The following is an 18,835-nucleotide window of genomic DNA, read 5'->3' as shown; positions in this document are numbered from 1 at the left end:
ACCTCGTTGTGTGTTCTACGGCTTTACGGTGCGCTTGGTCGGTGCACCGTTTTTTTTTGCCCGCGAAAACGTGCGGCAATCAACACCTCTGTAGGAGCGAGCTCGCTCGCGAAAAACCTCCAGGCACCGCTGGCTACCGGGTTCCCGCATCATCGTTCACGACCATCGTCGGAACGCCGCCCGGAGCCAGCTCGCTCCTGCAAGGGCATCGTGCGATACATAGTTACCGCATGCCGGAAATCGCCAGGCATTAACCTGCGTTCATCTTATGGAAGAGAGAATGTCATGGACGCTACCCCCTCAGTTGCACCCGCAGCACCGGTCTGCCTGTTGTCCCCCGAACAGATTGCCGGCCCTTATTTCCGCAACCCGAAACTGATCCGCAGGAACATCAGCGAAGGCGCCGAAGGCGTACCGTTGGTACTGCGCCTGACCATCGTCGATGCCATGACCGGTGCGCCGGTCCCCGATGCGCTGGTGGACATCTGGCACTGCAATGCTCGCGGTGCCTATTCGGGCTGGAGCAGGATCAACCCGGATGTCGAGGTCGATAACGGTGACATTGGCGCAGTCCCGCGAACCGATGACGATACCTACCTGCGCGGCGGGCAATTCACCGACAAGGCGGGCATCGTGCGCTTCACCACGATCTATCCGGGTTTTTACGCCGGCCGCGCTTTGCACATTCACGTCGCCGTGCGCATCACAGCCGGCAACAACTATTTGCAAGAACGGCACGTCGCCTGGGTCGGGCAGCTTTACCTGCCCGAGGTGGCCTCTCGCCCGGTGCTCAATAGCCGCCCGTACAGCGGCCGAAGCGTGCCGGTACTGGCCAACGATCAGGACTTTTTCTATACAACCATGGGCGGTGAAGAATCTACCCTGAGCGTGCACACCTTGGGGCGGGACTCGGCTGAAGATGGATACTTCGGGAAGATGACCATCGGCATCGACACGCTCGCCGTGTCGACACGGATCAAGCCCGAGGACTTTGACAAGTACACCGTCTGACGTCAGGCCAGCTCCGTCAGTGCCCTGGCGAGCACATCCATGTCTGCCGCCGTGGTGGTGAGCCCCGGTGTTATGCGGATGCACGGACCGCATGCCGCACCACTGCGGGTCACGGTGAACAGGTTGTATTCATTGAGCAGGCGCTGGACCATGACTTGCTGGTCCGCATGCCGGGTAAAGCGCATCGAGGTGATGCCGCAATACAGGCGCGAGTCATCCGGGGTCAGGACCTCGACTCCCGGCAACTGCCGCGCTGCACCGACCCAGCGATTGCGCAGATAATTGAGCCGCGCACCCTTGGCCGCGGCCCCCCCCATCGCCCAATGCTCTTCGAGCACCAGCGGCAAGGTCAGCAGCGCCGGGATGTTGGGGGTGCTGTACGAGGTTCGGGCGCGGATATCAGTAGGCGGAAAATGCATCTCGCCCATGTCCGGGTCGATGTCGGCCAGGCGTTCGGGGGCGATGTAGATAAAGCCGAGCGTCAGCGGGGCGCCGATCCACTTGTGCAGGTTGTATCCGGCGAAGGCGATGCCCAGTTCGCTCAGGTCAAATTCGAGTTGGCCGAGGGCATGGGCCCCGTCGAGGATGACGTCGACACCATGTTCCTTCGCCGCGGCTGCAATCGCCTGCACCGGCATCACCAGCCCCGTGCGATGGGTGACGTGGGTCAGGGCCATCAGCTTCAGCCGCGGATGCCGTGCGAAGGCGTCCCGATATCCATTGAGCAGGCTGTCGAAGGTGGCCGGGTGCGCGTGTTCGATCTCGATCACTTCGACACCACGATTGCGTGCCAGCCAGCGCATGGCGCCTTTGACCGTGTCGTATTCCAGATCGCAAACCAGTACCTGATCGCCGGGCTGCAGCCGGTTGTAGTTGCGGATCAGCGACTGCAAGCCTTCCGACGCGTTACGGGTCAGGGCGATGCTGTCGGCGGGTGCGCCTGCCAACCTGGCCAGTTGCGCGCGGATCTTCAGGCTGTCGCCCTGTTCGAAGCGCTGGCGCACGTAGAGCGAATTGCCGCGATTGATGAGCTCGATGTTGCGCTGGTATTCCTCGACCACCGTGCGCGACATGCGACCGAAGTAACCGTTCTCCAGGTTGAGCGGGCCGGGTTCGACATCGTAGCGGTCGGCAAAGGTTTGCCAGAAGGCTTCATCACGGGCGCGGCGGGTGTTGTCGGGCATGGGCTACTCGGTAGGTGATTCAGTGGCGCGGGGCCGGTTTGCCGTGTTTGGCGCGTAGCGGTTCGAGCAGGTCCGACAAGCCGTTGTGATCGATTTCCTGCATCAGGGCCAGCAGGCCGCCCAACTCGCCGTGAGGAAATCCCTCCCGGGCGAACCAGTTCAGGTAAGGACCGGGCAGGTCGGCAATGATTCGACCCTTGTACTTGCCGAAGGGCATTTCGCGGGTGATCAGCAGTTCGAGCTTTTCAGGATTCATCGGTCGGTCGTCTTGATTCAGTCAGTCTGGAAAATACAGGCATTCTGCATGCAGGCCAATTGACAGATCATGCAAATAAAACGGATACAGATATCTGAATAGTAGATAAGTGCTTGAAAAATAACGAATAAATAAACAGTTCCAGGCTGGCATGCAGGGTGCACCACTCATTGCATCTTTCATCAACCGCGAGGAACTGAAAAATGACCGACATGAATAAAGAAGCGATTTGCGTACTCAACGACCTGATTGAAACCAGCAAGGACGGTCAGGCCGGGTTCAAGACTTGCGCTGAAGACATCAAGCACCCTGAACTCAGGAACCTGTTCATCGCGCGTTCGGCCGATTGCGCTACGGCTGCTACGGAACTGCAGTCTGCCGTGCGTTCGATGGGGGGCGATCCAGAAACCTCCACCAGTGTCAGCGGTGATTTGCACCGTCGCTGGGTCGACGTGAAGTCGATGTTCACCGGCAAGGGCGAAGAGGCCGTACTCAATGAAGCCGAGCGTGGTGAAGACCATGCGTTGAAGGCTTACCGGGACGCGATGGAGAAAATCGACAAGCACAACCTGGTGGGCATTCGTGACCTGGTTGAGCGCCAGTACCATGGCGTGCAGCGCAATCACGATCAGGTCAAGGCCTTGCGTAACCAGGCGCGTGCCCGCTCATAAGCCAAACCGGAAGAACCTGTGGGAGCGAGCCTGCTCGCGAAGGCGGCGTGTCAGTCACTATCAATGGTGACTGTCAGACCGCTTTCGCGAGCAGGCTCGCTCCCACAGTGTTTTTAACCAGTCGATCAACCGATGCTGATGGCTGGCAGGGTGGTCAAGGTCACGCTCTGCTGCTTGCGTGGCGCGAGGATTTCCGCCTCGCCGTCCACCACCAGCTCATCGCGCTGGTTGAACACGCGAGTGGCAATGCGCACGCGAAATTTCGGCAGCTTTTCCAGAATTTCCAGGCGCACGGTCAGGGTGTCGCCGATCTTCACCGGTTTCTGAAAGCTCATTGTCTGGCCGATGTAGATAGTCCCCGGCCCAGGCAACTCGCAGGCAACCGCCGCGCTGATCAAGGCGCCGCTGAACATGCCGTGGGCGATGCGCTCCTTGAACATGGTGCTGGCGGCGTATTCGGCATCCAGGTGCACCGGGTTGTGATCGCCGGACATCGCGGCGAACAACTGGATGTCGCGCTCTTCGACGGTCTTGCTGAAGCTGGCGGTCTGGCCGATTTCGAGGGCTTCGTATGGAGTGTTGGTAACCTGGGTCATCTGTCTCAATTCCTGTGACGAATTAAAAAATTCACAAAAAAACTATTCGGATCGGTGCGGCCGAGGCGTGCTCAAGGCCTGTGCGATCCAGTTCAGCACATCGGCGATGATTTCATCGCGGTTGCTCTCGTTGAACAGTTCGTGCCGTGCCTGCGGGTAAACGGTCAGTTGCAGGTGCCGGCTGCCGGCCGCCCGCAGTGCGTCGGCCAGATCCTTGAGACGTTTGCCTTCGCTCACCGGATCACATTCACCGCCAATCACCAGCAACGGCAGGCCCGGGTCGATCTGTGCGAGATTGGACGCTTTGCTGATTTGCTGCAAGCCACCGAGCAAGTCGATCCACAGTTGATTGGTGCAACGGAAGCCGCAGAGCGGGTCGTTGACGTACAGATCGACCTGCGCCGGATCACGGCTGAGCCAGTCGAACGGCGTGCGCGCCGGTTTGAACTTGTTGTTGAACGAGCCGAACGACAGCCATTCGATCAATGCGCTGCGTCCTTTGCCGCCCTGGCGCAGGCGTTCGAAACGGGCGATTTGCCGTGCCGCGCGATAAAGCGCCACAGGCTGGAAGTTCGAGCCGCTGAGGATCGCCCCGTGCAGGCTGGCACTGTGGTGCAGCAGATAAGCCTGGGCAACGTAGCTGCCCATGCTGTGACCGAGCAATACGATCGGTACGCCAGGATGCTGCTGACCGATGTGCTGGTTGAGGCAGGCCAGGTCGCTCACGACCTTGGACCAGCCATTGTCATCGGCGAAATGCCCGAGTGTCCCGTTTTCGGCAGTTTTGCCATGTCCACGCAGATCCGGCGCGTACACGCCATAGCCCTGATCGCAGAGCTTTTGCGCCAGGGGTCCATAACGACCACTGTGTTCGGCCATGCCGTGGGCCAGCAGAATCATTGCCTTGAGGCTGCCCTCGGGTAGCCACTGGTTGACGAAGAGGCGGCTGTGGTCGCTCGTGGTCAGCCAGAAAGTGTCATGGATCATGGCGGTTCCTTTGCATGAGGCTGCCGGGTCGTAAACAGCTCGTTGCAGTTTATAGCGCATCCTTGGTCGGGCGTCTGATCAGCTTGCACCACGGCAAGAAGATTCATGGGATCAATGACGGCGGTGGGCATATTTGCCTGCTACGTCATAACTGCTAGTGTCCGTGAAGCTCCGCTTTTTGCATTTTTTTTGAAAAATGACAGAACAGTGGCCCCGGATAGATTCAGGTAAAGAGGACAAGAACAATGCAACCTGATTTCTGGAATGACAAACGCCCGGCCGGTGTACCCCTGGATATCGATCTGGGAGCCTACAAGTCGGTGATCGAGGTGTTCGAGCGTTCCTGCAAGAAGTTTGCTGACCGCCCGGCGTTCAGCAACATGGGTGTGACCCTGACCTACGCGGAGCTGGAACGCCAAAGTGCGGCCTTCGCCGGTTATCTGCAAGCCCACACCGACCTGGTGGCGGGGGACCGCATCGCGGTGCAGATGCCCAACGTCCTGCATTACCCGATTGCCGTGTTCGGGGCCTTGCGCGCCGGGTTGATCGTGGTCAACACCAACCCGTTGTACACCGCGCGGGAAATGCGTCACCAGTTCAAGGACTCCGGTGCCCGGGCGCTGGTGTACCTGAACGTGTTCGGCCAGAAAGTCCAGGAAGTGCTCCCCGACACCGATATCCAGTACCTGATCGAAGCGAAGATGGGCGACCTGATGCCCACCGCCAAGGGTTGGCTGGTCAACACGATGGTGAGCAAGGTCAAGAAGATGGTCCCGGACTATTCCTTGCCCCAGGCCGTTTCTTTCAAGAGCGCATTGCGCATGGGTCGTGGCCTGGGTATCAAGCCGCTGAACGTCGGTCTCGATGACATCGCCGTGCTGCAATACACCGGCGGCACCACGGGCCTGGCCAAGGGCGCGATGCTGAGCCACGGCAACCTGGTGGCGAACATGCAACAGGCACGGGCCTGTCTGGGACAGTTCGGCCGCGACGGGCAACCGCTGTTGCGCGAAGGGCAGGAGGTCATGATCGCGCCGCTGCCGCTGTACCACATCTATGCCTTCACGGCGAACTGCATGTGCATGATGGTGACGGGCAACCACAACGTGCTGATCACCAACCCACGTGACATCGGCGGCTTCATCAAGGAACTGAAGAACTGGCGGTTCTCGGCGCTGCTGGGGCTCAACACGCTGTTCGTCGCGCTGATGGATCACCCGGACTTCAAGACCCTGGACTTCTCCAGCCTCAAGCTCACCAACTCCGGCGGCACTGCGCTGGTCAAGGCGACAGCCGAGCGTTGGGAGCAACTGACCGGTTGCCGCATCACCGAAGGTTACGGCCTGACCGAAACTTCGCCGGTGGCTTGTACCAACCCGTATGGCGACCAGTCGCGGATCGGTACGGTCGGCCTGCCGGTGCCGGGCACTGCGCTGAAAGTCATCAGCGATGACGGCGTCGAACAACCTTTGGGCGAGCGTGGCGAGCTGTGCATCAAGGGCCCGCAGATCATGAAAGGCTACTGGCAGAAACCTGAGGCCACGGCCGAAGTGCTGGATGCCGAAGGCTGGTTCAAGTCCGGTGATATCGCGGTGATCGACCCGGACGGTTTCGTGCGTATCGTCGATCGCAAGAAGGACATGATCATTGTCTCGGGTTTCAACGTGTACCCCAACGAGATCGAAGACGTGGTGATGGCACACCCGAACGTCGCCAACTGTGCGGTCATCGGTGTGCCCGACGAGCGGTCGGGGGAGGCGGTGAAGCTGTTCGTGGTGGCCCGTGAAGCGGGCGTCAGCCTTGAAGAGCTGAAGGCTTACTGCAAAGAGAACTTCACGGCGTACAAGGTACCCAAGCACATCGTGCTGCGCGAGTCGCTGCCGATGACGCCGGTGGGCAAGATCCTGCGGCGGGAGTTGCGTGATATCGCCTGATCGGTGAGTGGCCGCACTTCGCTTAAACCTGTAGGAGCGAGCTTGCTCGCGATGGACGTCAACGATAACGCGCGCTGTCTGAATGAACGCGTTGCCCGGGCGTTTTTCGCGAGCAAGCTCGCTCCTACAGTTTTAGCGTTAAAGTCCCGGTTTACGGGGCTTTTAGGGGGTTATAGGTTTTTTGCTCTAAAATGACCGCTTGTCATTCTTGAGTCACTTTTGTGACCGTAGAGGCCGCTTTTGGCTCTAGTCGACCCTTTGCAAAGCTGCTACTCTCGGCGCGCTTTGTGACTTCTCGGCCTTCTATCAGCCAGATTCACCAATGGCCAAACACCAATAATAATCGCATCAAATGCGGTGCTGAATTCGCGTTGCTGAGGAGTGGGCTTCCATGATCGAAGACTTTTGGAAGGATAAGTACCCAGCCGGGATTGCTGCCGACATCAATCCCGACGAGTACCCGAATATTCAGGCAGTGTTGAAGCAATCCTGCCAACGCTTCGCCAACAAGCCGGCGTTCAGCAACCTGGGCAAGACGCTCACCTACGGTGAACTGTACGAATTGTCCGGTGCGTTTGCCGCTTACCTGCAACAGCATACCGACTTGCAGCCCGGCGATCGAATCGCCGTGCAACTGCCCAACGTGTTGCAGTACCCGGTTGCCGTCTTCGGTGCCATCCGCGCCGGACTGATCGTGGTCAACACCAACCCGCTGTACACCGCGCGGGAAATGGAACACCAATTCAACGACTCCGGTGCCAAGGCCCTGGTCTGCCTGGCCAACATGGCGCATCTGGCTGAAACCGTGGTGCCGAAAACCGGCGTCAAGCACGTGATCGTCACCGAAGTCGCCGACCTGCTGCCGCCGCTCAAGCGGCTGCTGGTCAACAGCGTCATCAAGTACGTGAAGAAGATGGTGCCGGCCTATCACTTGCCAAAAGCGGTCAAGTTCAACGACGTGCTGAGCAAAGGCCAGGGCCAGCCAGTGGCGGAAGCCAACCCGGCCAGCAGCGATGTCGCAGTGCTGCAATACACCGGCGGCACCACCGGCGTGGCCAAGGGCGCGATGCTGACCCACCGCAACCTGGTGGCGAACATGCTGCAGTGCAAGGCGCTGATGGGTTCCAACCTCAATGAAGGTTGCGAGATCCTGATCACGCCGCTGCCGCTGTACCACATCTATGCGTTCACCTTTCACTGCATGGCAATGATGCTGGCGGGCAACCACAACATCCTGATCAGCAACCCGCGCGACCTGCCGGCGATGGTCAAGGAACTGTCGAAGTGGAAGTTCAGCGGCTTTGTCGGCTTGAACACACTGTTCGTGGCCCTGTGCAACAACGAAGGTTTCCGCAAGCTGGACTTCTCCGCGCTGAAAGTGACCTTGTCGGGCGGCATGGCCCTGCAACTGGCCGCGGCCGAACGCTGGAAAGCGGTGACCGGTTGCGGCATCTGCGAAGGCTACGGCATGACCGAAACCAGCCCCGTGGCGACGGTGAACCCGATCCAGCACGTCCAGGTTGGCACCATTGGAATTCCGGTGCCGTCGACCCTGTGCAAAGTCATCAACGATGCGGGTGTCGAGCAGCCGCTGGGCGAAATCGGCGAACTGTGCGTGAAGGGGCCGCAAGTCATGAAGGGGTACTGGCAGCGCCAGGAAGCCACCGACGAGATCCTCGACAGCGAAGGCTGGTTGAAGACTGGTGACATCGCGCTGATCCAGCCCGATGGCTACATGCGCATTGTCGATCGCAAGAAAGACATGATCCTGGTTTCCGGTTTCAACGTGTACCCGAACGAGCTCGAAGACGTGCTGGCCACCCTGCCGGGCGTGCTGCAATGCGCGGCCATCGGCGTGCCGGACGAAAAATCGGGCGAGGCGATCAAGATTTTCATCGTTGCCAAGCCGGGCGTGACCCTGACCAAGGAACAGGTGATGGAGCACATGCGCGCCAACGTCACCGGCTACAAGGTCCCGCGCTCCGTGGAGTTCCGCGATGCACTGCCGACCACCAACGTCGGCAAGATCCTGCGTCGTGAATTGCGCGATGAAGAGCTGAAGAAGATCAACGCGAAGAAAGCCACCGCGTAATCAACAAAAAGCCCCGCAAATGCGGGGCTTTTTTTGCGTGCCTGACAGGTCAATGGCACCTTTCAGACCGCTTTCGCGAGCAGGCTCGCTCCCACAATTTTGACCGTATGCAATCATCTGTGGGAGCGAGCCTGCTCGCGAAGCTTTTGCCTTTATTGGCGAAACGGCGCGAAGTTGACGTTGGTGCCCGCCGGGCGCATGTCCTGCAGGAAGGAGTCCTTGTCGGCGCTCAGTTCCAGGCTCAATGCCGCCTTGCGCTTGCCTTCATTGCGCACCACCAGGCCTTCGAGCTTCTCGCGCAGGAACACGGTCGGCACTTTCAGGTGCAGCAGCTCGTCGGTGTCCGGCGTGTGCATCAGCAGGTGAATCCACTCGTACTGACCCACGGCCAGGCGCGATACCGGGATGTCGAACCACCAGATATTGCGGTTGCGGTTCAATTCGGTGAAGTGGCAGTTGTTGACGCCAAGCACAGCACCGCCGAGTTCCTGGTTTCTGCGGGCAATGGCCTGCTTTTTATCGAGTTTCATAACGTTCCTACGGGATTGGATCTTCAGCGCCATGGCCTGAATGTGTTGCGCATTCTCAAGGGTTGGCCGGCAAACATAAAGCGCAACCTGCACTGAACGATGAAATGTCGTGGTGCAAATAAATGAAACTCCCTGCAAAAGCCCCCGGTCAACCTTATGAAACGACCTTTCCTCGCATTGAAATGCCGTTAATAAAAGAAGAAGCGGCCATCCCCGGATGGCCATTTTTGTGGCAGCCTGAACTTGCACGCTGAATTTGTTTCAAAGTCGCCAACTGGGCTACCTTGGTGAAGGAAACGGCCCCCAGAGTCGCCACGACTTCAACCCAAATGCGAAAGCGGCGAATGGAGACGCTAATGATTTTTCCGGACATGAGAGGCTTACCCCTGCACCGTGTGATGATGCGCACGGTCACCGAGTTCATCGCCGACGAGATGTCGACCTATGCCTCGGCGCTGGCCTATCAAATGTTGTTTTCGCTGTTTCCGTTCATCCTGTTCCTGATTGCCCTGATCGGCTTCCTGCATCTGCCCGACTTCTTCTCCTGGCTGCGCCTGCAATCGGAACTCGTGCTGCCGCCCCAGGCACTGGAGCAGGTCAACCCGGTGATCGACCAGCTTCAGCAATCCAAGGGTGGCTTGCTCTCGGTGGGTATTGTAATTGCTCTATATACCGCTTCCGCTGGCGTGCGGCTGATGATGAGTGCGATGAACGCTGCCTACGACGTGGTCGAAGGGCGCCCGCTGTGGAAACGCTTTCCGTTGTCGATCATCTACACCGTCGGCATTGCCGGCATGCTGCTGATCGCCGCCGCGCTGATGGTGCTCGGGCCGCAGGTGATGGAGTGGATCGCCGCGCAGGTCGGCCTTGAATACTTTATCGTCACGCTCTGGACCATCGCGCGCTGGCCGGTGATCGTGATTCTGCTGATGGTCGCGGTGGCGTTGATCTACTACGTCATGCCCGACGTCAAACAGGAGTTTCGCTTCATCACCCCAGGCTCGGTGCTGGCGGTGGTCGTGTGGATCATCGCCTCCCTGGGCTTCGGCTTGTACGTCAAGGAGTTCGCCAACTACAACGCCATGTATGGCAGTATCGGTGCGATCATTGTGCTATTGCTGTACTTCTACATTTCCGCCGCGGTGCTGCTGCTGGGCGCGGAGATGAATGCGGTGATCGAACACATGTCGCGAGAGGGCAAGGACCCTGGCGAAAAAGTCGCTGGCGAGCATGGTCCCGTCCATGAGGAAAAACACCACGTATCGGGCCTGGGGCGCGATCACTCACACAAACCGACCATTGATGAAACCTGATCATGATTCGTGAAATTCTGAAAATGGGCGACGAGCGCCTGCTGCGCATTGCCCCGCCAGTACCGGCCGAGATGTTCGACAGCCCCGAGCTGTGGCAACTGATCGATGACATGTTCCAGACCATGGAAAGTGTGGGAGGCGTTGGCCTGGCGGCTCCGCAGATCGGTGTCGACCTGCAGCTGGTGATCTTTGGTTTCGAGCACAGCGAGCGTTATCCGGATGCCGAGGCCGTGCCGCAGACGATCCTGATCAACCCGTTGATTACACCGCTGAGCCCGACCCTGGAAGAGGGTTACGAAGGCTGTTTATCCGTACCGGGCCTGCGCGGCGCGGTGCAGCGTTACCAGCAGATTCGCTACGAAGGCGTCGACCCCAAGGGCGAGCCCATCGTGCGCATTGCCTCGGGGTTTCACGCACGGGTGGTGCAGCATGAATGCGATCACCTGATCGGCCGCCTGTACCCGTCGCGCATCACCGACTTCAGCAAGTTTGGCTTCACCGAGGTGATGTTCCCGGACCTGGACCCCAACGCCGACGACTGATGCGACGCAGAACCCTGTAGGAGCGAGCTTGCTCGCGATGGTGTGTCAGTCGACACCACTTAACCTGACACTCCATCGCGAGCAAGCTCGCTCCTACAGGGCTCCATCCCCATCGCAATCATCGGCTTGCTGCGCGCATACCGGCTCAAGCGTTCAACCATTGCGTAAGGCATCGGCGGATCGAAAGTAAAGCCGCGACGCTCATAAAACCCCCGCAAATCCGGATGACAGAACAGCCACACCGGCAGTTCGCAATCCTTCACCGCGGCCGCGATCAACCCGGCGGCAAGCCCTTGTTCGCGACACTGCGGATCGACAAACAACCCGGTCAGCCAATGCCCACCGGACACCGGACGCAAACACAGCGCGGCAACGATTCCGTCACGCCGGGCCACCCACAACTGCGCGTCGCGCACGGCTTTCATCGACGACTGGTGAGCGCGGTAGAACTTGTTCATCAATGGCCATAACGGCTCGTCGAGCAAGGTGTATTGGGTGTCGGACATGGTTTTGGATAGTCGGTAGGCAAAGCGGGCGATTATAAAAGAACACACGCGCCGGGATAGGTGTATACCTGATTTCACATCCCCACGAGTGGAGTACGCATCATGTCCAAAGGTATGGATTCAAAGAAAGCGGCGAAAAAGAAACCAGTGAAAACCGCCATTGAAAAGCGTGCGGACAAGAAAGCCAAAAAGGTCGGCGTGTTCGGTCACTGATCCGGCGTTGATTGATCGCTCCCATGCAACATGGGAGCGATCCTCCTGAAAATAATCTGCAAGATTTGCCAAGGCCATTGCACAGAGAGGGATTGGTCCCGATCTGAGCAACGCCATGCCCCATTACTTCGATAGCGCCCACCAAGAAGAAATCGAAACCCTGCGTCGACGCTTCACCGCTCGCACCGAATGGCCGACCTGGCTGCTGTTGATCGGCGTGTATGGCGGCTGGTTGGGCATCGTGCTCAACAGCCATCGGCTGGGTTTGTGGTGGAGCACGCTGTTGCTGATCCCCTTGCTGGTGCTGTGGTTGTCCGTGCAACACGAACTGCTGCACGGTCATCCCACGCGCTGGGTAACCCTGAACAAAATCCTTGGCTACGCGCCATTTGCCGTTTGGTATCCGTACACCTTGTACCGCGATAGCCATTTGCTGCATCACCGCGACGAGGACCTGACGATCCCCGGTCGCGATCCGGAAAGCCGTTACCTGAGCGCCGAGCAGTGGCAGGGCAGTTCACGGCGGGTGCGCAGCCTGCACTGGCTGAACAAGACCGTGCTCGGCCGCTTTGCCGTTGGCGCGCCGTTGGCCTTGCTGACGCTGGCCCGCGAAGAACTGCAGCGCCTGAGGGCAGGTGAGCTCCAGGCCTGGCTGATGTGGCTGAGTCACGGCGCGATGACCGGGTTGATGCTGTTGTTTATTACAAGTTTCAGCGTACTGCCGGTTTGGCATTACCTGTTTTTGATCAGCGTGCCGGCGCTGTCGATCGCCATGATTCGCTCCTACTATGAACATCGACCTCAGGCGGCACCGGAGCAACGAACCGTACTCAATGAAGCCGCCTGGCCGTGGCGCTGGTTGTTCCTGAACCTCAATTTCCACCTGGTGCATCACGAGTTGCCGGGGTTGCCCTGGTACGACTTGCCCCACGCCTACCGGGCCCGCCGCGAGCAGTGGTTGGCGCGCAGTGGCGGGTTTCTGGTGCAGGGCTATGGGCAGTTGTGGCGTGAACATGGCGTGAAGGCCATCGACAGCCCGAGGCATCCGTTTCACTGATCTTTGAATCGCCATTGATCTACTGTGGGAGCGAGCCTGCTCGCGAAAGCGGTGTGACAGATTGCATTGATGTCGATTGACACGACGCCTTCGCGAGCAGGCTCGCTCCCACAGGGGATATGCGTTGCATGAGGAAGTTTCGATGACCCACCACATCGCCGAACTACAGATGTACACCGCCCCCGACCCCATCCACCAGGCCAACGAACGCTGGCTGGCGCGCATCCTCGAGCACTTGGGCGAAACCCGCCGTGATGCCGAGGGCCTGACACTGCCGGAGCTATGGCTGTCGCCACACCTGCTGCTCACACAAACCTGCGGCTATCCGCTGATGACGGCATTGCGCGGCAAAGTCCGGGTGCTGGGGCGCCCTCGTTATGAACTGCCGGACAGCCGTGGTGGCAATCATTGCAGCCTGATTCTGGGGCGCATCGAAGATGCACAGCGAACCCTGGCGGACTTCCGCGACAGCCGAGGCGTGATCAATGGCGTGGACTCCAACAGCGGCATGAATCTGCTGCGCCAGCGATTGGCGCCGTTGCAGCGTGACGGGCGGTTTTTTGCGCAGGTCGGCATCAGCGGCAGCCATCGCGAAAGCCTGCGCTGGGTGCGCGAAGACCTTGCCGATCTGGCAGCCATCGACAGCGTGACCTTTGCCTATCTGGCGCGCCACGCCGCCGAAGAAGTGGCCGGTTTGCGTGTTATCGCTCGCAGTGCCTTCAGCCCGACGTTGCCCTACATCACCTCAACCACCGTCAGCGATCAGCAGGCTCAAGCGCTATTGCAGGCGATGAATCAAGCGTTGCGTGAATTACCTGACGTCGCCGAAATCCTCGGCTTGCCTGAGGTGTTGCCGGCCAGCGAAAGCGACTATCAGGTGGTGCTCGACTATCAGCGGGAAGCCGAGGCGTTGGGGTATGGGGTTTTGCGCTAGCGGTCCATCGGCCATTTATTTTTAATTCCATACGTGAATATAAAAATAAGTTTTAAGTATTATTAATGAATAAGGCTCCTTGTTAGGATTCGCCACACCGGACCACCGGACATTCAGCGACCCCTAACCCAGGAGCCCCTATGTCCGGCGCCGATATTCTTCATCGCAAACACGTGGACGGACTGTTCCGCGCTCACTACCACTGGCTCTGCACACGCCTGCGCCAGTCTCTGAACGATGCCGCCGCTGTCGAAGACATTGCCGGCGAAACCTTCGTGCAACTGCTCGAAGCCCCTGGCCTGACGGCAATCCGTGAACCCCGTGCCTTGCTCACCACCATCGCCCGGCGCCTGCTCTATCAGCGTTGGCGTCGAGGTGATCTGGAGCGCCGGTATCTCCAGCAACTGCAACTGGCCGGGCCGATCCACGCCGAATCGCCGGAAGAGCTGGCTCAGTGGTCCCAGACCCTGGCCCGTGTCGAGCGCAGTCTTCAGCGGCTGCCCGGCAAAGTGCGCTCGACCTTCCTGCTGTCGCGGATCGACGGCCTGACCTATCCGCAAATTGCCGCAGCGCTGGGCATCTCGCTGCGTTCGGTCAGCGACTACATGACCCGCTCCCAGGCCCTGTGCGACCGGCACAGCGCCAATCAATCCCTGAACCGTCCACTCCAGAACAAGAGGTCCGCATGAGATCGATCAAAACCCTGCTCGGCAGTTCGCTGCTGGCCCTGAGCCTGTTGTCCAACCCGGCCTCGGCCACGGAAAAAGCCGCACCCATTCACTTCGGCGACATCACCTGGGAAAGCGGCAGCCTGATCACCGAAATCCTGCGCCTGATCGTTGAAAAAGGTTACGGCTATCCGACCGACACGCTGCCGGGCAGCACCGTCAGCCTTGAAGCGGCGCTGGCCAAAAACGATATCCAGGTCATCGGTGAAGAGTGGGCCGGACGCAGCCCGGCCTGGGTCAAGGCTGCCGGGGAGGGCAAGGTGTTCGGCCTCGGCGATACGGTCAAGGGCGCCACCGAAGGTTGGTGGGTGCCGGAGTACGTGATCAAGGGCGACCCCGAGCGCGGCATCAAGCCGTTGGCCCCGGAGCTGAAATCCGTTGCCGATCTGGCGAAGTACAAGGACGTGTTCCGCGACCCCGAAGACCCCAGTCGCGGGCGCTTTCTCAACAGCCCGACCGGCTGGACCTCGGAAATCGTCAACAGCCAGAAACTCAAGGCGTACGACCTGACCGCCAGCTACGTCAACTTCCGTACGGGGTCCGGTGCCGCACTGGATGCCGAGGTGGCGTCGTCGATCCGCCGTGGCAAACCGGTACTGTTCTACTACTGGTCGCCGACCCCGCTGCTGGGGCGTTTCAAGCTGGTGAAACTCGACGAACCGCCATTCGACATCGAGGCTTGGAAAACCCTGGCCGACGCCAACAACCCGAACCCCAAAGGCACACGCTCGATGCCCGCCAGCCTGGCCATCGGCGTATCGGCACCGTTCAAGGCGCAGTACCCGGATCTGGTGACGTTCTTTGAAAGGGTCGACCTGCCGATTGATCTGTTGAACCAGACCCTGGGCCAGATGAGTGAAAAGCGCCAGAAACCTCGTGAAGTCGCCGAAGCGTTTTTGCGTGAACAGCCGCAGGTGTGGAAGGGCTGGGTGCCGGGGGAGGTGGCGACCAGGGTGAGTGCCAGCTTGTAGTTTTTTTGGTATCCGCAAGGTTGTCATCGCGAGCAATCCCCCCTCCGACAAGCCGCTGAACCGATTTTGTCCCCAATAGTGGCCGACTAGTGGCCTTGCAAGCCCAAGGTTGCTGTCTATGATCAGGTGTAACTAACTGTGTCGACCGTCGTGAGGCGGTCGATGTCTGGTCGCAAGAGTGCGCAATCGAAGGCACCGACACTTGATGACAGGGAGCTGTCCGCTAAATGGAAATTGTTTTGAATCTGTTAGGGCTGGCCCGCGTGCGGGCTATCAAGAGAAGGATGTCTTGATGGGCGAGTCGCTATAAGGACCCTCCGATTGATCATCATTTATCACCTGACTAGTCCTTCTTTCTGGAGGGATGCGTGTGCCTGTTCCACGGAACGTAGTGGTGGATTTGAAAGACCTGCAACTTTCATCAATCAAAAAAACGCGCGGAAGGTGATACAACCATGTTCAACCTACATCACAAGGCTGACCTGCTGGAAATCGAACGATTCAGCTGTGCGCTGACTGAGGCCAATGCCAAGTTGGCGGCGATCAGTCGTTCGATGGCGATGATTGAATTCACCCCGGACGGCATCGTCATCGACGCCAACGAAAACTTTTGCAGTGCCATGGGTTACAGCGCCGAAGAAGTGCGCGGCAAACATCACCGGGTCTTTTGTGAAGAGCAGTATTACCGCAGCGATGACTACACCAGGTTATGGCGCGATCTGGCGCGGGGCGAGCCGCTGAGCGGGACCTTCTTGCGCTTGCACAAAAGCGGCCGGGAGATCTGGCTCGATGCCAGCTACATGCCGGTGCTGGGCCCTGATCGGCAAGTCAAGAGCGTGATCAAGGTCGCCACCGACATCACCGCCCGGATCAACAAAGAGCACGAAAACGAAAGCCGGCTCTCTGCAATCGGCCGCTCCATGGCTGTGATCGAATTCACACCAGAAGGCAAGGTCATCACCGCCAACGAAAACTTCCTGAAAACCATGCAGTATTCGCTCAGCGAAGTGGTGGGGCAGCATCACAGCCTGTTCTGCCACCGTGCCGAAGCCGAGTCCCAGAATTACCGTAATTTCTGGGCGTCACTCAACCGCGGCGAATACCACTCCCACCGTTTCGAGCGCCGAAACAAACAGGGGCAGACCATATTCCTCGAAGCGTCCTACAACCCGTTGTTCGACGCCAAGGGGCGGCTGTACAAAGTGGTCAAGTTTGCCAGCGACATCACCAACCAGATGACCACCCTGCAAACCGCCGCTGAATCGGCCCACAGCACCTCGGTGCAAAACGACGTCTGTGCCCGCAAGGGGTCCGAGGTGGTGCAGCAGACGGTGCAGATCATCCAGCACATATCCCGGGACCTGAACGAAGCGGCACTGAGTATCGATGCCGTGAGCAAACAGTCCGACATCATCGGCACCATCGTGCAGACCATCCGCGGCATTGCCGATCAGACCAACCTGCTGGCGCTCAACGCGGCGATTGAAGCGGCGCGGGCCGGTGAGCACGGGCGCGGGTTTGCGGTGGTGGCCGATGAAGTGCGCAGCCTCGCGGCGCGCACCAGTCAGGCGACGCTGGAGATTGTCGAGGTGGTGCGCAAGAACCACGATTTGTCGCTCAGTGCGGTCTCAAGCATGCAATCGAGCCTGAGTCGAACCGGCCTGGGCGTGGAATTGGCGAACGAGGCGGGGGAAGTGATCCTGGAAATCCAGCAGGGCTCGCGGCATGTGGTGGATGCGATCAGTCAGTTCAACTCGACGTTGCAATTGAACTGATCGCGGCAACTGCGACGGCCGACAACGATTACGCGTGTTTTCTGGCTGAACGCGGCGCTCTTGCATCCATCGCGAGCGATTACATGTGTTTCCTGGCTGAACGCGGCGCTCTTGGGTCCATCGCGAGCGAGCTCGCTCCTACAAAAAAAGCGCTGAGCCACTGTAGGAGCGAGCTTGCTCGCGATGGTCGATAACGATTACGCGTGTTTCCTGGCTAAACGCAGCGCTCTTGGGTCCATCGCGAGCAACCTGCGGCCATTCAGGGCAAGCCGTTGCAGCAATGCTTGAGGAACCCGCGGTGTTGCGCCAGGCGTTTGAAATACTCATCGACAGCGGGGTAGTCGGGACGCTCGATCGGGGTCATCAGCCAGCGATTGACCGACAGGCCGATGACGATGTCGGCCAGGGTAAACTGCGGCCCGGAGACATAGGCCTTGGTGGTCGCGAGTTGATGTTCGAGGATGCCCATCTTCTGGTTCCAGCCGCGGATGCCGACTTCAAGGCCATGCGGGTCCTGGAATTCCGGGTCCTTGCGCACCAGTGCCATGAACGGGTATCGCCAGGACGGGTTGAGCTCGGTGGCTTGCCAGTCCATCCACTGTTCCACCCGGGCGCGTGCCGCCGGTTCAGTGGGCAGCAACTCGCTGTGATGGTGGTGGTGTTTGCCGACCAGGTAACGGCAGATGGTATTGGATTCCCACAGCACACCGGCGTCGTCGATGATCACCGGCACCTGGGCGTTGGGGTTATACCTGAGAAACTCGGGGCTGTGGGTGGACGCGAAGCCACTACCCCAGTCCTCGCGTTCGTAGGTTATGCCCAGTTCTTCGCAGGTCCACAGGACTTTTCTGACGTTGATGGACGAGGCTTTGCCGAGAATCTTCAGGGTGTGTTCCATTTGAGCAGCTCCATCGCGAATGGCGTGTCTGTAATTGTAGGAGTGGTCTGAAGGAAAGGGGTTTCAGAGAATTTCCGCAGGCAGTGGTTTCTTGCAGAATTGCCTACGACTACGCCAGAATCCGCCGACTTGTGCGCCTGGTATCCGGACTCTATCGTTCCGTGTCGCTGCAAATTCAGCGATCGGGTTTCGCAGCCCGGGTATCTCTAGACGCATAGCGTCCACCGTTCGTGATCGAATTACGTTATGGCGGCTGTGCGTGGGAGACCTTCGGGTCTACCGGGTTCTAGAGTCCCGGTCTGCGACCCGCGTACAGCTGCCACCCCTTCGTATCGCAGCGAATCGTGGCAGCTCCATCACTCTAGGAGCATTGCCATGTTCAAACCCACACCCAACCCCCCACGCAATCCCAGCCCCATGTTCTCCATCTCGCCTGGCATCAATAACGAAACGCTGTTGGCACACGCCTGCGAATCACTGGCCTCGGCGAGCGTCATGACCAATGACTTTGCTGCGTTTCTGGAAGGCGGTCAGCGCAACACGGCGCTGGCGATTGCACAGATCATCATGCTGGCCGAACTGGCGGTGAATCGCGTACTGGATAACCTTGATCCGCAGGATTGAATGCTGACTTGCA

20 protein-coding genes and 1 pseudogene are annotated in these 18,835 nt (G+C 59.2%); 13 read left to right on the top strand and 8 right to left on the bottom strand.

The genetic code is table 11. The annotated features are described in order from the left end of the window. Positions 1-285: 285 nt before the first annotated feature. Positions 286-1,011, top strand: a complete 726-nt coding sequence (locus tag ACEN8E_RS23345; RefSeq protein WP_495590044.1) for an intradiol ring-cleavage dioxygenase — start codon at positions 286-288, stop codon at positions 1,009-1,011. Positions 1,012-1,013: 2 nt separating this feature from the next. Here the strand turns inward: ACEN8E_RS23345 and ACEN8E_RS23340 are convergent, their stop codons facing one another. Then, the gene (locus tag ACEN8E_RS23340) at positions 1,014-2,195 is read right to left on the bottom strand and encodes an aminotransferase class V-fold PLP-dependent enzyme (RefSeq protein WP_495590043.1); all 1,182 of its coding nucleotides are present in this window, start codon (positions 2,193-2,195) and stop codon (positions 1,014-1,016) included. A 19-nt stretch (positions 2,196-2,214) separates the two neighbouring features. Then, on the bottom strand, positions 2,215-2,451 hold the full coding sequence (locus tag ACEN8E_RS23335) for a DUF3820 family protein (protein WP_003227425.1): 237 nt from the start codon (positions 2,449-2,451) through the stop codon (positions 2,215-2,217). Between the two features lie 203 nt (positions 2,452-2,654). Between ACEN8E_RS23335 and ACEN8E_RS23330 the strand changes: the two genes are divergently transcribed. Beyond that, positions 2,655-3,122, top strand: a complete 468-nt coding sequence (locus ACEN8E_RS23330) for a ferritin-like domain-containing protein (protein ID WP_495590042.1) — start codon at positions 2,655-2,657, stop codon at positions 3,120-3,122. Between the two features lie 125 nt (positions 3,123-3,247). Here the strand turns inward: ACEN8E_RS23330 and ACEN8E_RS23325 are convergent, their stop codons facing one another. Beyond that, on the bottom strand, positions 3,248-3,718 hold the full coding sequence (locus tag ACEN8E_RS23325) for a MaoC family dehydratase (RefSeq protein WP_495590041.1): 471 nt from the start codon (positions 3,716-3,718) through the stop codon (positions 3,248-3,250). A 42-nt stretch (positions 3,719-3,760) separates the two neighbouring features. Further along, entirely contained in the window at positions 3,761-4,705 is a 945-nt protein-coding gene (locus tag ACEN8E_RS23320) for an alpha/beta hydrolase (RefSeq protein WP_495590040.1), read from the bottom strand. A 245-nt stretch (positions 4,706-4,950) separates the two neighbouring features. Here ACEN8E_RS23320 and fadD2 point away from each other — a divergent pair, with 245 nt between their 5' ends. Beyond that, positions 4,951-6,639, top strand: a complete 1,689-nt coding sequence (gene fadD2, locus ACEN8E_RS23315; protein WP_495590039.1) for a long-chain-fatty-acid--CoA ligase FadD2 — start codon at positions 4,951-4,953, stop codon at positions 6,637-6,639. A gap of 391 nt (positions 6,640-7,030) precedes the next feature. Next, on the top strand, positions 7,031-8,731 hold the full coding sequence (gene fadD1, locus ACEN8E_RS23310; protein WP_495590038.1) for a long-chain-fatty-acid--CoA ligase FadD1: 1,701 nt from the start codon (positions 7,031-7,033) through the stop codon (positions 8,729-8,731). Between the two features lie 152 nt (positions 8,732-8,883). On the opposite strand, the gene ACEN8E_RS23305 is transcribed toward fadD1, so the two are convergent. Both ACEN8E_RS23305 and ACEN8E_RS23300 read right to left on the bottom strand, forming a co-directional pair. Continuing rightward, complete coding sequence (locus ACEN8E_RS23305) at positions 8,884-9,261, bottom strand: hypothetical protein (RefSeq protein ID WP_008019269.1); 378 nt, start codon at positions 9,259-9,261, stop codon at positions 8,884-8,886. A gap of 154 nt (positions 9,262-9,415) precedes the next feature. Continuing rightward, positions 9,416-9,634: a hypothetical protein gene (locus ACEN8E_RS23300; protein WP_495590037.1), complete on the bottom strand. Its 219-nt coding sequence runs from the start codon at positions 9,632-9,634 to the stop codon at positions 9,416-9,418. Here ACEN8E_RS23300 and ACEN8E_RS23295 point away from each other — a divergent pair. Both ACEN8E_RS23295 and def read left to right on the top strand, forming a co-directional pair. Beyond that, positions 9,618-10,574: a YihY/virulence factor BrkB family protein gene (locus tag ACEN8E_RS23295; RefSeq protein ID WP_007990353.1), complete on the top strand. Its 957-nt coding sequence runs from the start codon at positions 9,618-9,620 to the stop codon at positions 10,572-10,574. The genes ACEN8E_RS23300 and ACEN8E_RS23295 overlap by 17 nt on opposite strands. Before the next feature lie 2 nt (positions 10,575-10,576). Next, positions 10,577-11,116, top strand: a complete 540-nt coding sequence (def, locus tag ACEN8E_RS23290; RefSeq protein WP_495590036.1) for a peptide deformylase — start codon at positions 10,577-10,579, stop codon at positions 11,114-11,116. A gap of 59 nt (positions 11,117-11,175) precedes the next feature. On the opposite strand, the gene ACEN8E_RS23285 is transcribed toward def, so the two are convergent. Further along, positions 11,176-11,622, bottom strand: coding sequence for a GNAT family N-acetyltransferase (locus ACEN8E_RS23285; protein WP_495590035.1), 447 nt, complete (start codon positions 11,620-11,622; stop codon positions 11,176-11,178). Between the two features lie 328 nt (positions 11,623-11,950). Between ACEN8E_RS23285 and ACEN8E_RS23280 the strand changes: the two genes are divergently transcribed. The 6 genes and pseudogenes from ACEN8E_RS23280 (at position 11,951) to ACEN8E_RS23255 (ending at position 17,300) form a co-directional block, all read left to right on the top strand. Next, positions 11,951-12,892 (top strand): fatty acid desaturase, encoded by a 942-nt coding sequence (locus tag ACEN8E_RS23280; protein ID WP_495590034.1) that lies wholly within the window; start codon positions 11,951-11,953, stop codon positions 12,890-12,892. 142 nt (positions 12,893-13,034) lie between these two features. Further along, the gene (locus tag ACEN8E_RS23275) at positions 13,035-13,826 is read left to right on the top strand and encodes a phosphate/phosphite/phosphonate ABC transporter substrate-binding protein (RefSeq protein ID WP_495590033.1); all 792 of its coding nucleotides are present in this window, start codon (positions 13,035-13,037) and stop codon (positions 13,824-13,826) included. A 140-nt stretch (positions 13,827-13,966) separates the two neighbouring features. After that, entirely contained in the window at positions 13,967-14,515 is a 549-nt protein-coding gene (locus tag ACEN8E_RS23270; RefSeq protein ID WP_495590032.1) for a sigma-70 family RNA polymerase sigma factor, read from the top strand. Continuing rightward, positions 14,512-15,525 carry an ABC transporter substrate-binding protein gene (locus ACEN8E_RS23265; protein WP_495590031.1) on the top strand — a complete coding sequence of 338 codons (1,014 nt, stop codon included), beginning with the start codon at positions 14,512-14,514 and terminating at the stop codon, positions 15,523-15,525. The genes ACEN8E_RS23270 and ACEN8E_RS23265 overlap by 4 nt, the downstream gene beginning before the upstream one ends. Positions 15,526-15,980: 455 nt before the next feature. After that, positions 15,981-16,754, top strand: a pseudogene (locus ACEN8E_RS23260) (PAS domain-containing protein); the annotation flags it as partial. 6 nt (positions 16,755-16,760) lie between these two features. Continuing rightward, the gene (locus ACEN8E_RS23255; protein WP_495593380.1) at positions 16,761-17,300 is read left to right on the top strand and encodes a methyl-accepting chemotaxis protein; all 540 of its coding nucleotides are present in this window, start codon (positions 16,761-16,763) and stop codon (positions 17,298-17,300) included. Between the two features lie 259 nt (positions 17,301-17,559). On the opposite strand, the gene ACEN8E_RS23250 is transcribed toward ACEN8E_RS23255, so the two are convergent. Continuing rightward, positions 17,560-18,198 (bottom strand): glutathione S-transferase family protein, encoded by a 639-nt coding sequence (locus ACEN8E_RS23250; protein ID WP_495590030.1) that lies wholly within the window; start codon positions 18,196-18,198, stop codon positions 17,560-17,562. Between the two features lie 375 nt (positions 18,199-18,573). Between ACEN8E_RS23250 and ACEN8E_RS23245 the strand changes: the two genes are divergently transcribed. Then, complete coding sequence (locus ACEN8E_RS23245; RefSeq protein WP_495590029.1) at positions 18,574-18,822, top strand: DUF6124 family protein; 249 nt, start codon at positions 18,574-18,576, stop codon at positions 18,820-18,822. The last annotated feature ends 13 nt before the right edge of the window (positions 18,823-18,835 follow it).

It is taken from the genome of Pseudomonas sp. Pseusp9 (genome assembly GCF_059491265.1).
Note: the sequence above shows the minus strand (reverse complement) of the source record. Positions and strands in the feature narration are given on the sequence as shown.

Excerpts from the sequence above, each read along its gene's own strand:
- fadD1 (WP_495590038.1), top strand. The coding sequence starts at position 7,031 with ATGATCGAAGACTTTTGGAAGGATAAGTACCCAGCCGGGATTGCTGCC.
- ACEN8E_RS23325 (WP_495590041.1), bottom strand. The coding sequence starts at position 3,718 with ATGACCCAGGTTACCAACACTCCATACGAAGCCCTCGAAATCGGCCAG.
- ACEN8E_RS23255 (WP_495593380.1), top strand. The coding sequence starts at position 16,761 with ATGACCACCCTGCAAACCGCCGCTGAATCGGCCCACAGCACCTCGGTG.
- def (WP_495590036.1), top strand. The coding sequence starts at position 10,577 with ATGATTCGTGAAATTCTGAAAATGGGCGACGAGCGCCTGCTGCGCATT.
- ACEN8E_RS23270 (WP_495590032.1), top strand. The coding sequence starts at position 13,967 with ATGTCCGGCGCCGATATTCTTCATCGCAAACACGTGGACGGACTGTTC.
- ACEN8E_RS23245 (WP_495590029.1), top strand. The coding sequence starts at position 18,574 with ATGTTCAAACCCACACCCAACCCCCCACGCAATCCCAGCCCCATGTTC.
- ACEN8E_RS23275 (WP_495590033.1), top strand. The coding sequence starts at position 13,035 with ATGACCCACCACATCGCCGAACTACAGATGTACACCGCCCCCGACCCC.
- ACEN8E_RS23250 (WP_495590030.1), bottom strand. The coding sequence starts at position 18,198 with ATGGAACACACCCTGAAGATTCTCGGCAAAGCCTCGTCCATCAACGTC.
- ACEN8E_RS23285 (WP_495590035.1), bottom strand. The coding sequence starts at position 11,622 with ATGTCCGACACCCAATACACCTTGCTCGACGAGCCGTTATGGCCATTG.
- ACEN8E_RS23280 (WP_495590034.1), top strand. The coding sequence starts at position 11,951 with ATGCCCCATTACTTCGATAGCGCCCACCAAGAAGAAATCGAAACCCTG.
- ACEN8E_RS23320 (WP_495590040.1), bottom strand. The coding sequence starts at position 4,705 with ATGATCCATGACACTTTCTGGCTGACCACGAGCGACCACAGCCGCCTC.
- ACEN8E_RS23330 (WP_495590042.1), top strand. The coding sequence starts at position 2,655 with ATGACCGACATGAATAAAGAAGCGATTTGCGTACTCAACGACCTGATT.
- ACEN8E_RS23345 (WP_495590044.1), top strand. The coding sequence starts at position 286 with ATGGACGCTACCCCCTCAGTTGCACCCGCAGCACCGGTCTGCCTGTTG.
- fadD2 (WP_495590039.1), top strand. The coding sequence starts at position 4,951 with ATGCAACCTGATTTCTGGAATGACAAACGCCCGGCCGGTGTACCCCTG.
- ACEN8E_RS23295 (WP_007990353.1), top strand. The coding sequence starts at position 9,618 with ATGATTTTTCCGGACATGAGAGGCTTACCCCTGCACCGTGTGATGATG.
- ACEN8E_RS23305 (WP_008019269.1), bottom strand. The coding sequence starts at position 9,261 with ATGAAACTCGATAAAAAGCAGGCCATTGCCCGCAGAAACCAGGAACTC.
- ACEN8E_RS23340 (WP_495590043.1), bottom strand. The coding sequence starts at position 2,195 with ATGCCCGACAACACCCGCCGCGCCCGTGATGAAGCCTTCTGGCAAACC.
- ACEN8E_RS23335 (WP_003227425.1), bottom strand. The coding sequence starts at position 2,451 with ATGAATCCTGAAAAGCTCGAACTGCTGATCACCCGCGAAATGCCCTTC.
- ACEN8E_RS23300 (WP_495590037.1), bottom strand. The coding sequence starts at position 9,634 with ATGTCCGGAAAAATCATTAGCGTCTCCATTCGCCGCTTTCGCATTTGG.
- ACEN8E_RS23265 (WP_495590031.1), top strand. The coding sequence starts at position 14,512 with ATGAGATCGATCAAAACCCTGCTCGGCAGTTCGCTGCTGGCCCTGAGC.